12 protein-coding genes are annotated in these 14794 nt (G+C 50.4%); 6 read left to right on the top strand and 6 right to left on the bottom strand.

Going from position 1 to position 14794, the window contains the following annotated elements:
• Nucleotides 1–4 precede the first annotated feature (4 nt).
• Nucleotides 5–700, bottom strand: coding sequence for a fumarylacetoacetate hydrolase family protein (locus ACO0LH_RS18130; protein ID WP_422942530.1), 696 nt, complete (start codon nt 698–700; stop codon nt 5–7).
• Nucleotides 701–918: 218 nt separating this feature from the next.
• On the opposite strand from ACO0LH_RS18130, the gene ACO0LH_RS18125 reads away from it, so the two are divergent.
• Both ACO0LH_RS18125 and ACO0LH_RS18120 read left to right on the top strand, forming a co-directional pair.
• The gene (locus ACO0LH_RS18125; RefSeq protein ID WP_422942529.1) at nt 919–2226 is read left to right on the top strand and encodes a TRZ/ATZ family hydrolase; all 1308 of its coding nucleotides are present in this window, start codon (nt 919–921) and stop codon (nt 2224–2226) included.
• 32 nt (nt 2227–2258) lie between these two features.
• The gene (locus ACO0LH_RS18120; RefSeq protein ID WP_422942528.1) at nt 2259–4046 is read left to right on the top strand and encodes a M14 family metallopeptidase; all 1788 of its coding nucleotides are present in this window, start codon (nt 2259–2261) and stop codon (nt 4044–4046) included.
• Between the two features lie 59 nt (nt 4047–4105).
• Here ACO0LH_RS18120 and ACO0LH_RS18115 read toward each other — a convergent pair whose 3' ends face one another.
• On the bottom strand, nt 4106–5344 hold the full coding sequence (locus ACO0LH_RS18115) for a nucleoside recognition domain-containing protein (protein WP_422942527.1): 1239 nt from the start codon (nt 5342–5344) through the stop codon (nt 4106–4108).
• A gap of 193 nt (nt 5345–5537) precedes the next feature.
• Between ACO0LH_RS18115 and ACO0LH_RS18110 the strand changes: the two genes are divergently transcribed.
• Nucleotides 5538–5987: a hypothetical protein gene (locus tag ACO0LH_RS18110; RefSeq protein ID WP_422942526.1), complete on the top strand. Its 450-nt coding sequence runs from the start codon at nt 5538–5540 to the stop codon at nt 5985–5987.
• Here the strand turns inward: ACO0LH_RS18110 and ACO0LH_RS18105 are convergent.
• The gene (locus ACO0LH_RS18105) at nt 5984–6634 is read right to left on the bottom strand and encodes a DUF1345 domain-containing protein (protein ID WP_422942525.1); all 651 of its coding nucleotides are present in this window, start codon (nt 6632–6634) and stop codon (nt 5984–5986) included. The two genes, ACO0LH_RS18110 and ACO0LH_RS18105, sit on opposite strands and share 4 nt — an antisense overlap.
• 266 nt (nt 6635–6900) lie before the next feature.
• On the opposite strand from ACO0LH_RS18105, the gene ACO0LH_RS18100 reads away from it, so the two are divergent.
• The 3 genes from ACO0LH_RS18100 to ACO0LH_RS18090 are packed head-to-tail and all read left to right on the top strand — an operon-like array spanning nt 6901 to nt 9092.
• On the top strand, nt 6901–7221 hold the full coding sequence (locus tag ACO0LH_RS18100) for a hypothetical protein (RefSeq protein WP_422942524.1): 321 nt from the start codon (nt 6901–6903) through the stop codon (nt 7219–7221).
• The gene (locus tag ACO0LH_RS18095; protein WP_422942523.1) at nt 7218–8072 is read left to right on the top strand and encodes an HDOD domain-containing protein; all 855 of its coding nucleotides are present in this window, start codon (nt 7218–7220) and stop codon (nt 8070–8072) included. Before ACO0LH_RS18100 ends, ACO0LH_RS18095 begins: the two co-directional genes overlap by 4 nt.
• Before the next feature lie 48 nt (nt 8073–8120).
• Nucleotides 8121–9092 carry a diguanylate cyclase gene (locus tag ACO0LH_RS18090; protein WP_422942522.1) on the top strand — a complete coding sequence of 324 codons (972 nt, stop codon included), beginning with the start codon at nt 8121–8123 and terminating at the stop codon, nt 9090–9092.
• Between the two features lie 127 nt (nt 9093–9219).
• Here ACO0LH_RS18090 and ACO0LH_RS18085 read toward each other — a convergent pair whose 3' ends face one another.
• From ACO0LH_RS18085 to ACO0LH_RS18075, 3 genes are all read right to left on the bottom strand, one after another.
• The gene (locus ACO0LH_RS18085) at nt 9220–9891 is read right to left on the bottom strand and encodes an OmpW/AlkL family protein (RefSeq protein ID WP_422942521.1); all 672 of its coding nucleotides are present in this window, start codon (nt 9889–9891) and stop codon (nt 9220–9222) included.
• A gap of 14 nt (nt 9892–9905) precedes the next feature.
• Nucleotides 9906–11432: an alpha/beta hydrolase gene (locus ACO0LH_RS18080; protein ID WP_422942520.1), complete on the bottom strand. Its 1527-nt coding sequence runs from the start codon at nt 11430–11432 to the stop codon at nt 9906–9908.
• Nucleotides 11433–11688: 256 nt separating this feature from the next.
• Nucleotides 11689–14793, bottom strand: a complete 3105-nt coding sequence (locus ACO0LH_RS18075; protein WP_422942519.1) for an efflux RND transporter permease subunit — start codon at nt 14791–14793, stop codon at nt 11689–11691.
• Nucleotide 14794: the final 1 nt, after the last annotated feature.

The raw sequence follows: 14794 nt of genomic DNA, 5'->3' as shown, positions 1-14794 counted from the left end.
CCTTTCACACCAGTTTGATATTAAGTTCGCTTAAGCCTGTAATGCGGGCCTGTAAAACATCACCCCGCTGCACCGCAGCAACACCGGCGGGTGTTCCGGTAAATATCAGATCACCAGGCTGCAGGGTATATAACTGGGAAAGGCAGTGAATGATTTCAGCCAGGCTCCAAATCAGTTTTCCCGTGTCACTGTTTTGTCTGGTCTTGCCATTGACCTCCAGGCTGATGCGTGCCTGATCCATGTCGGACACCGTTGCCGCAGGGTGTATCGCACCCAGCGGCGCAGAAAAATCAAACCCCTTTGCCGTACACCATGGCCGCCCCTGCGCTTTCGATTCTGCCTGCAAATCGCGACGTGTCATATCCAGGCCGACTGCATAACCCCAGATATGTGATAAGGCGCCTGCTACTGGAATATCCTTACCGCCCGTACCGATTGCCAACACCAGCTCAACCTCGTGATGCAGGTTATCCGTCATCGGTGGATAAGGCATTTCGCCCACCGCCGTTTCGGATACGGCCAAAACCGCATCCGCCGGCTTCATGAAGAAAAAGGGCGCTTCCCTGCCCGTTCCCCCCATCTCCTGGGCATGCTCTACATAGTTACGACCAACACAATAAATTCTGTGCACTGGAAAGACGGCATCGCTTCCAGCGACTAAAGCTACCGCTTGCGGCTGAGGTGGGATAAGGTAATCCATGCGAACTCCAAAAAAAGTACCGGGAACTAGTGCCATATATTTTCATATATCGTCACAGCGCCAGCTTATGTGAAATCAGGCGAAAGTCTCATTATGACATTGGTGCCAAACCATGTGATACCTGACAGATAAATATCCTGAAGCCTGGCTTTTTGTTGAGCCCGGCATTCAACGCGCCAAGCTCGCTATAATGCAGGATCAATTGTGGAGCAAACAACATGAATACCTGCATACATCCTAAATACCTGGTTCCTGTCGAGCCACGTTCCGTGATGCTGACTGAGCATGCGCTCGTCATTCAGGAAGAAAAAATCCTGGCCATCCTGCCCAGTGCCGAAGCACGTCAGCAATACCCGGACGCCCGGCACCTTGAACTCAGCGGGCACGCTTTATTGCCAGGCATGGTCAATCTGCACGGTCACTCTGCCATGAGTTTATTACGTGGTCTGGCCGATGACCTGAGTCTGATGGACTGGCTGCACAACCATATCTGGCCTGCCGAGAAGAAGCATGTGTCGGAAGAATTTGTATTTGATGGCAGTGTCTACGCGATGGCAGAAATGCTGCGTGGTGGCACCACCACCATCAACGATATGTATTTTCATCATGAGGCGGTGGCACGAGCGGGCCTGCATGCAGGCATGCGTACCGTCGTTGGCTGTAGTGTGCTGGAGTTCCCTACCGGGTATGCAAATGATGCCGATGCCTATTTGGAAAAAGCCATGGCTGCACGACAGACGTTTCAGGGTCAGAAAGGTGTTGAATTCAGGCTGGCACCGCATGCTCCGTATACGGTTTCAGATGCCACTTTCCGCAAGATTATTGAACTGGCTGACAAGCATGATATGGGCATACATTGTCACATTCATGAAACCATGGATGAAGTCAACGACAGCCTGAAAGAACATGGCATGAGGCCCCTGCAGCGCCTGCATCAGTTGGGCTTGCTGTCGTCACGCCTGATCGCTGCCCATATGGTGCATGCCAATGAGGATGAAATCGCTTTGATCTCCAGGCAAGGTGTCCATATCGCTCATAACCCTGCCAGCAATCTTAAACTGGCATCCGGTTTTGCCCCTGTACATGCAATGCAGGCAGCAGGCGTCAATGTGGGCATAGGTACCGATGGTGCGGCCAGCAACAACAAACTCGATTTGCTTGGCGACTTGCGCATGGCGGCCTTGCTGGCCAAGGCAGTATCAGGCAACCCCACTGCACTGAATGCCAGCAACGCCCTGGAAATGGCAACCCTGGCTGGTGCCAGGGCGCTGGGGCTTGATCATCAGATCGGCAGCCTGCAAAGCGGCAAGCTCGCAGATGTGATCGCCATTGACCTGTCTGCCATTGAAACCTTGCCGCTGTTTGACCCGATATCGCAAATCGTCTACGCAGCAGGACGCGAACAAGTCAGCCATGTCTGGGTCAATGGCCGTTGTGTCATGGCAGAACGCCAGTTGCAAAGCCTGGATGAAACACAACTCAAAGACAAGGCGCTGTGGTGGCAGCAACGCATAACAACAGCCTGAGCATACACCTTTTAACTTATTCTCTTTATTCCATGAAACCAGCAAGCAAATTTATCGCTACATTCATTTTGTCCGGTTGCGCGTGGGCTGCCATGGCGGCCAACAATAACAGTACCAGCACCCTGAGCACCATTGCCGAACAATCTGGCTTCCAGAAAACCGGTCGCTATGATGAAGTAGACAGGCTTTGCCATGCATTCCAGGCAAGCTATCCCAAGGAAGTACGCTGCATCACATTTGGCCATACGCCTGAAAATCGACCCATGCTGGCCTTGCTGGCAACACGTACTGACGTATTTCGCGCAGAGGATGCGCGAAATAAACACCTACCTGTCACGCTGATACAGGGCGGTATTCATGCGGGGGAAATTGACGGCAAGGATGCCGGCTTTCTCGCCCTGCGTGAAGCGCTAAACAACACCGCAGCAAAAAATACGCTGGATATGCAGATTTTGCTGTTTGTACCCGTGTTTAATATCGACGGTCACGAACGCTTTGCCGCATGGAACCGCCCCAATCAGCGCGGCCCGGAAGAAATGGGCTGGCGCACGACAGCGCAAAATTACAATCTGAACCGCGACTATATCAAAGCCGATGCGCCAGAAATGCAGGCGATGCTGAAACTGATCAATGACTGGGACCCGCTTGCCGTCATCGACCTGCATGTCACCGATGGGGCAAAGTTTGAACACGATATCTCGATACAGGTAGAACCTGTCAACTCCGGGGACTTGGCCTTACGACAGGCCGGTAAGCTGTTGCGTGATAATGTGATTGCTGACCTGGCTAAATCGGGTTCATTGCCACTGCCCTTCTATATGTCTTTCCAGCGTGAAGATGATCCCATGTCGGGCTTTGTCGACAATGTGGCGCCACCTCGTTTTTCCAATGGCTATCTGCCATTGCGCAATCGCTTCGGCATGCTGGTGGAAACGCATTCCTGGAAAGACTACCCCACACGCGTGCGCATTACCCGCAACACCATTATCGCGATACTGGACCAGGTCGCCCAAAATGGTCAGACATGGTTAAAAACCGCACAGGAATCAGATCAGCGCGCCAGCCAGCTTGGCGGCCAGAATGTTGCGGTCACCTATAAAACCTCAGGCAAGGAAAGAGATATTGCCTTTCGCGGTTATGCATATACACGCAGCATGTCAGATATTTCCGGCGCACTGATGACGCACTATGATGAATCAAAACCGCAGATATGGAATGTTAAATTGCGCGATGAAATTCTGCCAGATGCCGTGATACAGGCACCCAAGGCAGGTTACATCGTGCCGGCGGGCTACAGCACAGCCGTAGCAGAAAAACTGCGCCAGCATGGCATCTCGTTCCGCACCATCAATGCTGACCTCGACAATATCGCTGTTGAGCAATTCAATGCCAGTAAAGTCAGTTTCCAGGCACAGTCTTTTGAAGGGCACCAAGGTTTAAAATTGCAGGGTGACTGGGCTGGCAAAAAACAGAATGTGCGCAAGGGTGCGCTGTTTGTTCCGATTGCCCAGGCCAGGTCACGTCTGGTCATTGCCCTGTTTGAACCTTTGGCCCCGGATGCCCTGGTCAACTGGGGATGGTTCAACAACGCCTTCGAAAGAAAAGAGTATATGGAAGCCTATGTTGCAGAAGACGTAGCGCGTCAGCAACTGGCGAATGACCCTCAACTCAAAGCTGCGTTCGAAAAGAAAATTGCTGAAGACAGTGATTTTGCCAAAAGCCCGTCCGCCCGTCTGGACTTTTTTGCACAACGCCATTCATCCTGGGACAATCGTTATCAAGTCTATCCGGTCATGCGCGTGGATAATATTCCCCAATAATCCATATCAATCAAAGTAGTGTGGCTATTACAAGCCACACTACTTTGTCTTTTCCCATGCTAGTGAAAAAATAGGTAGGCGACAAAAATGGCGGCGATTACACCAGAAAAATCTGTCAGCAAACCCATGGAAATCGCATAACGGGTCTTGCGTATGCCTGCTGATCCAAAATACAAAGCCACGATATAAAAAGTGGTGTCGGCAGAGCCCTGGAAGATACAGGCAAGCCTGGCGACGAAAGAGTCTGCCCCATAGGTTTTCATCACATCCACCATCATGGCGCGTGAACCGCTACCGCTCAAGGGGCGCATCAATGCTGTCGGCAAGGCCGGCGTAAAATCGGTATTGACCCCGATTTGCGTAAACACCCAGTTAAAACCGGAGATGATGAATTCCAAAACACCAGAGTTGCGCAATACACCGATGGCAACCAGCATGCCTATCAGGTAGGGAATTATCGTCAGTGAAGTCTGCATGCCGCCTTTGGCACCCTCAATAAAGGCTTCATAGACATTCACCTTCCTGCGCATCGCGCCAAGTATGAAGCAGATAATGATGCTGAATAACAGCAGGTTACTGCTGACTTTGGAAAAAACTTCAATCTCGGCACGCGTCATATGCTGACTAAGATACCAGACCATGCTGCCAATAAAAGCACTCAGCCCACCCAGCCAGCCCATGACGACGCGATCAAACAGATTAATCTTTTGCCTGATCGCCACGGCAACCAACCCCACTACGGTAGCCACATAGGTGGCAATCATGCAGGGAATGAAAATATCGGATGGGTCATTCGCCCCCAGCACGGCACGCTGCGCCATGATCGCCAGCGGGATCAATGTCAGGCCAGATGTATGCAAAACCAGAAACATGATCTGCGCGTCACTGGCTTCATCTTTGCTGGGGTTGAGGCTTTGCAGGCTTTCCATCGCTTTCAGGCCAAACGGCGTCGCCGCATTATCGAGGCCCAGCAGGTTGGCTGAAAAATTCATCACCATATGCCCGTTAGCCGGATGATTTTTAGGCACACCCGGAAAAATCCGCGCAAAGAAAGGGGCAATCAGTTTGGCGATGAAATCGATCGCTCCCGCCTTTTCACCAATATTCATGATGCCCAGCCACAAGGTCATGACGCCTGCCAGGGGCAAGGCAATATCCATCACACCAATGCGTGCTGAATCAAAGGTGCCATCCACAATGCGCTTGAATACTTCTACATCGCCCAGAAACAGCCATTGTCCCAAAGCAGCAACAAAACCAATCAGAAAAAAACCTGCCCAGATGTAATTAAGAACCATGATGACGAAAAAATCCGCAGTAAGTGTGCTGGCTTTTTATCACGAAAACCTTGCTATGACGTATGAAAATTTCATGCAAACCTATAGACAGGCAACATAGTTGAAACATCCTGTTGCATTTTTCTCCGGCTTTTGTGTCAGCGTGCTTGCCGCGGCCAGCGTTATACCACTACTGAAACAAAGGAGTGATGTCATGAGTAAAAGCACCTTGATCAAATGCATGATGGCCGCCGCTATCGTATGCGCAGCCGGCGCAAATGTGGCCTCTGCCCACGATTATGATGGCAGAGCTTATGGTTGGCACCCAGCCCCGCCGCCAGTGCGTCATGTAGTGCGCAACTATAATTACGTCTACTACCCCAGCCATCAAGTGTATTACGCCCCTGCTGAGCGTAACTGGTACTGGGCAAATGGTGGAAGCTGGTCGGTAGGCAGCAGTTTGCCCTATGGCTTCAACGTCGATATGCGTGTGGGTGGCGTACCCATCGTGTTGAGCTCACCAAGACCGTATGTTGAGCACGTGTATGTGGAGCAACGGTATGGCCGCCCATGGCGTGACAGCCACAGGTGGCAGGATGACCGGTATTACAGGCACGAATGGCATGATGACCGCCGCGATTATCACCACGGCTGGAGTCGCTAACTGCTCACCAGGCTCGCAGCGATGTTAATGGAAAAGCCAAGAACTGCGATATTGAAAAAGAAACTGAGCACAGATTGCGCCAAAACTGTCTTGCGTGCTGAACGGCTCATGACAGTCACATCAGATGTCTGTGCCGCAACCGCGATGGTGAAGGAAAAATACAGGAAATCCCAGAAATCAGGGAGCTCTTCACCATCGGGAAAAGCTAACGCACGTTTGTCTTCTGGCGCATTGTAAAACAGCAGCGCATAGTGAAAACAGAATATCACTGCCAGCAAAGTCCATGAGCCCAGCACTGTGGATGCCGCAAACAGGTATTTCACGATACGTTCATCACTGGGCAGACCAGACAAGCCTGACAATTCATGAATGATCGCCATCAGGCTGATAATGGCTGATAGCGAAAGCAGTACCAACACCCCAATGGCACTTTCATCTTCTTCTTGTGCCATCCTGCGCACTTTTTGCTGACTTGCCCGTGTCATCAGCAATGCCATCAAGATAAGATAAGCCCAGACACCGATATTCCAGCCACTCAGCGCACGTGTGACGAAAGGCGTAGTATCGGGTAATAAAAACGCAGAAAAAATTCCCAAGCCCAGAGTTATTACCAGTCTGGAACGCCGTTGCACGAATTTTTTAATCATTTGGCCTTTAATTTAACTTTAAGCTATATTTACCTGAATCAACAGTATATGGAATTGCGCACAATTATGCTTTTTCAACTTTTCTTAAAAAAGTTTCAAGGCGTGTAGTATATGCATTAACAATGAAATACGATCTGAAATTACCTGAGTTTCATCAGGAAAATCCGATTTCATCATAAAGCCCGTGAAAAAGAAGGTTTACTATCAACATGGCTGATTGCATTCCATCTTTACGGATAAAACTGTCATAGCGAGAGGCAAACAAAATGAGCAAACGTTACCATTATTTGCCCCTGTCCAAAGTCAGCGCCGGCATGGTGCTGGCAGATAATTTGCTCGATAAGGTTGGGCATGTCCTGCTGCCCGCTGGCGTTACCTTGACTGATGCCATGCTGCGTGCAATCGCCCATCACGAAATACACCAGTTATCGGTAGAGGCCGCGCCAATTTCAAAGCAGGAAGAAATGGAACTGCGCCAGAAACAATTACTACGTGTTGAAAAGCTGTTTCGCCACGCACCAGATACAGAACCCGCCAGTTTATTGAAGTCTTATATCCTTGAATACCGTCAGGGTGAAATAAAATGAATCAGCCCAGCGAACACCATAAACAACTTGAAGATATGGTCAAACATATCAAGGATCTACCCACCCTGCCCGAAGTTGCGCTGGAAATGCTGCAAAATCTCGACGATGAAGAGAGCAGTCTCGATATGATTACCGAGAAGATTGCCATGGATCACTCGATCACTGCCAAATTGTTGAGGCTGGCAAATTCATCTTATTATGGCAATAACTCACGTGTCGTCACCTTGCAACAGGCAACCGCCATGCTGGGGGTCACCAATGTCAAGAACCTGATACGGGTCAGTATCTTCACCAGCAAATTTCCCGCTGCGAATTGTCCTTTTTTTGATTTCCAGGCATTTTGGCGTCACAGTATAGCAACCGCAGTATGCGCTGAACTGATCTCACGTGCCTTGCACATGAAGCATGATTTTGCCTTCACAGCCGGTTTGTTGCATGACATAGGTAAACTCGTGCTGGTGACCTGCTATCCAGAACAATACAATGCCGTGCTCGAATATAAAGCCAGGGAAGATTGTCATTTATTACAGGCTGAACGGGCAATCATGCATATTGACCATGTAGATGCAGGCCTGGCGCTGGCAACACAATGGAATTTCTCTGAAGCCGTGTGCGATGCCATACGTGGGCACCATGACCCGGATCAGGAAAATCTGCATGCGCTAGCACCCGTTGTGCATATCGCCAATGCGATTGTGCACGCGCTCGACTTGTCTGGTGAAGAAAACGATATGCTACCCTTGCTGTCGCAGGCGGCTTGGGATACGCTAGGGCTTGGCAAGGAAGACTACATCGGCATTTTCAGGGAAACCGAAATGCGTTTTGGTGCCTTGGACCAGACTGTATTTTGATTTTTTATTTTGCCCATGTATCTGGATAAAACAATTTTGGAACATTTGATGCAATTCAGAGATACGGATTACCGTATAGAAGACATCCACCTGTTTCGTGACATTACCGACGACAACCGAAAATCCATCGCCGACATCATCAAGGATTGCATCGTCGTCAGAGCCAGGACCGGTCAGGTCGTACTTGATGCCAACAGTTCAGGCGCCAAGCTGTTTATCGTACTGAAGGGTGCCCTCGGCGTTACCCGTGTGACGGAAAACACCAACCAGCTGGAAAACACCATCACCCAATACCTGCCCGGTGAATGCGTGGGTGAGATATCCGTACTCGATGAAGAAATTCATTCTGCCACCATTGCAGCCATCAGTGATAGTGAGCTGTTGCTGATTGAAGCAGAAACCCTGTGGCGCATGATCGATGAATCCAACGGCGTGGCACGCAATCTTTTGCAACTGCTGTCCTTTCGCATCCGCGCTGCCAATGCGCAAATCCGTAATCGTCAGAAAGTAGGCGAATTCTACCGCCAGTTATCGATGGTAGATGGCCTGACCGGGCTGCATAACCGCGCCTGGCTCAATGCACAATTGCCGGGTATGGTAGAACATGCACGGGCGACCGGTGCAGCACTCAGCATCATCATGGTTGATCTTGACCATTTCAAACGCTTCAATGATGAATACGGTCATCTGCTCGGCGATGATGCATTGCAAACAGCGGCAAAGGTCTTGAATGCAGGCTTGCGGCCCAGCGATTTTGCGGCACGTTACGGTGGTGAAGAAATGATGGTCATCTTGCCAAATACCACGCAAAAAGCCGCTGTCGGCGTGGCGCAGCGATTGTGTACACGACTGGCCAAGACCAAGGTCTTTGCAGACAAACATAAAGCCTTACCGCACATCACCGGCTCTTTCGGGGTGGCCACGCTGGCAGCAGACCAAGACGGTAATGCCCTCATCAGCGCCGCTGACGCAGCACTATACCGCGCCAAGGACAATGGCCGCAACCAGGTAGCAAGTTAAGCCAGGCATGCCAGGTTTTTGGTAGTGTGCAGCTCCATTAAAGCCATGCGGTCAGGGGCTGAATAATAAAAAAGGGTTCCAGCATTTGCTGGAACCCTTTTTTCATCGTGCGTATTTTACTAATTGATCAGAAGCTATAGCCCACTGCGACACCATAGACCACGGGACGGAAATCGATCGTGGTTTTACGCTCGATACTGCCTGTCGTTGCTGTCATGTCTGATTTGACTTTGGCAGCAGCGATGGAGGCATTCACAGACCAGCGATCGTTGATGCGGTAATTGATACCCGCCTGACCTGCCAGACCAAACGAGTCTTTCAAATCAATCTTGGTTGGGCCACCGGTTGCGATATTGCCTATTGCTGTCGATTTCGCATCAAAGAACTGGGTGTAGTTAAAACCCAGACCTACGAATGGGCGCCAGGTATTTGTCGCTTCGCCAAAATTGTAGTTGATGAAGAACGTAGGAGCACGTTGCTTGACTTTGGAAATAACACCGTAAGGTGCCAGTGTGCCACGGCCAACGACTTCATGTTCTGGTGGAATACCGGCAACGAAATCGAAATCGAAATGATCAGTCAGCCTGCGGGTGTAACCAAATACCACTGTGGTTGCATTATTGACGACCAGACCGGCAGGTTGCGGTGTCAGGAAAGCCGGGCCATTGCTGGTGAAATCTGGTGATTCTGAATGAACCTGGACATTGATCACACCAGCACGTACCGTATTTTCATAGGCAGATGCGGAGAGTGAGGCCAGACCAAGTGCAGCACATACAGCTAAATGAAGTTTTTTCATGATGGCGTCCTCTCTTATTTAGCCAAGACTTGCTGGAAGAAAGCACGGGCCGCCGCATTACAGAACGGAGGAACCAGAGTCGCATGATAAACACCGGCAACTGCTGTAGCCGGGTCTTGCTTGGCAGCGATAGCCGCATTGATCGTAGCTGTCTTGCTTTGACCAAAACCCACTTTTGCTGCGGCAAAAGGATCAGCAGCGCTAGTTGGGGCAGAATCGACATCCAGCACTGTCAACGCAGCTGCTGGCAAACCTTTGGCCTGGAAGAAACCAGCTGTTGCCTGGGTGCTGGCAAAGAACACGGTAGGGTCACCGTTACCACCACAAAGGAAGACAGGCACATTTGGTACGTAATTACGCAAATCATTTTTCACGCCAGCCTTGCGGAATGCATTCGCAGGTGTGCAGTTCAAAGGATCAGCAGGATTGACGTTACAAGGATTTTTCTGTGCATCAGCCAGGTAGGTATTGCGATAGCTGGTTTTCACCAGGTTACCGTCACCGAAGAAAGCAGCAAATGCTGGAGATGATGGACCAGGCAGAGAATCTTTGGCGAACATTGCGTACGCAGGCAATTTACCCGAGGTGAACAAATCGTTGAACGCCAATGGGCCAGGCAACAATGTTTCTATACCGGTTGCATACTTGTCTTCATAGATTTCGTTCGGGCTCGCATACAGACCACCGTAAGATTTTTGCCAGCTAGTCGTGATCAGGGGGACAAACACCGTGCCGCCTGCATTTGGGCTACCGGCAAAGGTTGCGTCACCCAACAAGGATATCGCATAAGGACCAGACATACCGGCCAGAGCAGTAACCTTGAACTCGGAAGCGTAGGTTGTTTGCATGGCGCGTTGTGTTGCCATGGCAACATAACCACCTTGCGAGTAACCACTGATGACCAGCTTGCCAGAATCCTGCGCACCGATCCCGCCAAAAGCCTTGCGTGCTGCACGCAGGGAATCGATCATGTCGTTGGCTTGTTGCTCGCCGTTCAGGTAAGGATGGTAAGTCAATGAGGACGTATCGTAACCGGCATAGTTTGGTGCAACCACGATGAAACCTTGAGCGGCATACATGGCAGCCAGCAGAGTGGCTTCCGAGTTATCACGCAGGTTTGCCATGTTGAAAGATTTTTCAACTGTGGTGCCGTGCGCATACAAAAGTACAGGGCGTGGGCCAGTACAGGCAGGGTCATTGCCAGACGGTACCATGATGGCACCAGTTGCATCAGTGGCTTCATTCGCGCCACCAACAGTGGTGTATTTCATGTAATAAGTGCTGATTTCGCACTTTGGTGCACCAGTGATCTGCGTCAGACCAGGCTTGGCAGCATCCAGGGAATTTTTGAAGACGACGGGGTCAAGTTTGGTCAAAGCAGGGCCGCTTGCCTGAGGAATAGGCACCAGCACAGGTGGATTAGCGACCAGTGTGCCGCGAGCAGGTGTGTTATCGATTGTTGGACCAGCACTACCACTGCCACCGCAAGCCGATAAAACGGCAGCCGAAAGCAGACCCAGCGCTACGTGAATTTGACGCATTATTGTCTCCTGTTAAGTATTTTTTGCAAGTCACTAGAAACGCAAGACACTCTGCAATAAAATGGAACGAGCGTTCTAAAACTTAGCAAGTAGTATGTCATTTACGCAATTTGCTGAATAGGGAAAAATACAAATCTAGAGTAAACACTCTTAAAAATCTGCTTGTATTTGCCTCATATACTTTCTATACGATGCAAATACAACAATCCAGCAAAATCATCAAACAGCCTGATATTTTTTTGTGCAAACGCACATTTTATTGGTGTGCTGTCTCGACCATACCAGTATCTTTATAGGCAAAAAAACCAAGTGCCTTTTTACCCAGGTCATCCAGATAAGTGTAAGCAATAGGTACTACCAATAAAGTCAATAAGGTAGATGTGATAATGCCACCGATGACAGCACGCCCCATCGGAGCCTGCGTTTCTGCACCATCGCTCAAGCCCATGGCCATGGGCAGCATGCCGAAGATCATCGCCAGCGTTGTCATCAGAATTGGCCGCAGACGAACCTGTCCCGCCGCCAGGATGGCATCGGATTGCGCCATGCCCTGCTTTTGCGCCTGATTGATGAAATCAACCAACAAAATCGCATTTTTCGTAACCAGCCCCATCAGCATGATGAAACCAATGATAGAGAAAATATTCAGGGTACTTCCTGTAACCAGCAAAGCCAGCAAAACACCGATTAAAGAAAAAGGCAAGGCAGTCATGATCGCCAGTGGTTGCAGGAAACTGCCAAATTGCGACGCCAGTATCAGGTAAATAAAGATGACAGCAATACCCAGTGCAGCGACGGCGGAACTGAAGGATTCCTGCATTTCCCGGGTTTGCCCACCAATGTCGAAGCGATAGCCTGGTGGCAGTTCTATGGTCTTGACCAGCTTTTGCACTTCCGTGCCGACATCCCCCGTAGGCCGCCCTTCCACATTGGCGTAGATGGCTGCCCGGCGTTGCAGATCCTGGCGCTTGATGACGCGCGGGCTGGTACTGGGAATAAACTGCACGACCTGGCGCAAAGGCACCATCATTGGCTTACCAGTTGCATCAATACGGGTGCTGGCCAGCGATAATTCTGCGAGATCAGAAATTTTTTGCCTTCCCGATTTGGGTAACTGCACATTGATTTCATAATTTTGCCCATCAGGTGCCAGCCATTGACCAATATTGTCGCCGGCGACAAAGGGTCGTAAAGCTGCACCGATTTGCTGTACAGACAAACCAAGGTCGTTTGCCATTTCATTGTTGACCTTGACCAGCACAGTCGGGTTGGCACCTGTCAGGCTGCTTTCGAGGTCAGTAATACCCTTGATCCTGGCCATTTGTTGCATGACCCTTTCAATAACATCCTGAAGCTTGTCTGCGTCCGGCCCCAAAATGGCGACATAAATAGGTTTTTCAAAACCTACGCCCATTTCTATGCCGGGTATGGATTTCAGGCGTTCACGAATTTGCATTTCCAGTTGCTTTTGCGATTTGCGATGAGACAGTTTTACTCGCGTCAGCTTCATATTGATCTGCGCCGTGTTGCGCTCGTTCTGAAGACCTACCGAAGTATTCATGGTGACCACTTCAGGCATGGATTTCAGCACGGCCTCAACTTGCCTGGTTTTCTGATCCGTATACTGCAGGCTGGAACCTACGGGCGTCTTCAGGCTCAGCGTGATTTGTCCTTCATCTGCCTCAGGGGTGAATTCAGTGCCTATCATAGGCAGCAGGAAAAAACTGCCTATGAATAAAGCCAGCGCCAGTGACAAGGTCGTTTTGCGCTTGCGTAAAACCAGCTTTAGCAAGCTTCCATAAATTTGATGCAGCTTGTCGATGCCATGTTCTATGCCATCCATCATCTTCGCCAGCCAGGGCAGGCGCTTGAAGCGATTTTCCGACGGGTCGCGCCATACCGAAGACAGCATGGGATCAAGCGTAAAGCTGACAAACAGGGATACCAGCACCGCCACGGTCACCGTGATGCCAAACTGAAAAAAGAATTTACCTATCATGCCTTTCATGAATGCCACGGGTACAAACACGGCAACGATGGCAAACGTCGTTGCCATGACGGCCAGGCCAATTTCATTGGTACCGTCTTCAGCAGCTTGCCGGTGTCCCTTGCCCATACCCAGGTGACGCACTATATTTTCCCTGACAACGATCGCATCATCAATAAGCAGACCTATACACAGCGACAGGGCCATCATCGTCAGGAAATTCAGGGTGAAGCCAAAGGCTTTCAAGGCAATGAAGGTGGCAATGACGGATATCGGCAAAGTCAGGCCAGTGATAATGGTGCTGCGCCAGGAATGCAAAAACAAAAACACAATGAGTACCGTCAGACCAGCGCCTTCAAGTATGGTTTCTTTCACGCCGTCCAGAGACTGACGGACAAAGTCTGCATTATTTTCACTGACGGTCATCACCACATCTTTTGGCAGACGGGTTTTTAGTTCTGCGATAGCATCGACGATGCCATCGCCTACCTGCACGATATTGGCGTCCTGTATTTTGGTGACGGCAAGAGCAATTGCCCTTTGACCATTCACTCGCGAAATCGAATACTCTTCCCGCTCGCCGTCAGCGACTTCTGCAACCTGTTCCAGATAGACTGGGGACCCGGCACGACGCGCCACGATGACTTTGTTAAAACCACGTGCATCGGTAATTTTCGCTTCCAGCCTGACCAGTTGATCCTGCGCGCCACGCGTAATCAAGCCGGCCGGCATGTTCTGATTGGTTTCCTGTATCGCTGCCAGCACCTCATTCACACCGACATGATTTGCTGCCATACGGTCAGGGTTGAGCTTGACCTGTACCTGACGTACTACCGCGCCACGCACATCCACCCGCCCTACCCCTGGCACACTTTGCAATTTCTTGACGATAATCTGCTCTGTCAGTGTCGACAGTTCACGCAAACTGCGTTCACCAGAACGGATCGCCATCTGCACCACCGGGCGATCATTTTCGTTCCCGCCGCGCACGATGAATGGATCTTTGACATCCTTGGGAAAACTGGGACGTATCTGCGCCACTTTGTCGCGCACTTCCTGCAACACGCGGTCAGCATTGACCGATAACTGAAATTCTATCCAGATACCTGCACGGCCTTCATATGAACTCGCCATGATGCGCTTGACGCCGCTGATGGTATTGACGACATTTTCTACCGGCTTGGTAATATCGTTTTCGACAATCTCTGGTGAAGCCCCTGGATATTGTACTTCCATCCAGACGCCGGGCGATTCCACGCTGGGCATATTTTCCAGGCCGAGACCCTGATAAGAAAACACGCCCAATACCACCAGCGCCACCATGATCATGGTGGCAAATACCGGGTGCTGGATACTGACTTTAGTCATCCACATG

The sequence above is a fragment of the Undibacterium sp. TJN19 genome (assembly GCF_049339485.1).
Classification (GTDB): domain Bacteria; phylum Pseudomonadota; class Gammaproteobacteria; order Burkholderiales; family Burkholderiaceae_D; genus Undibacterium.
The sequence above is the reverse complement of the archived record's forward strand: the minus strand, read 5'-3'. Positions and strand labels throughout refer to the sequence as shown.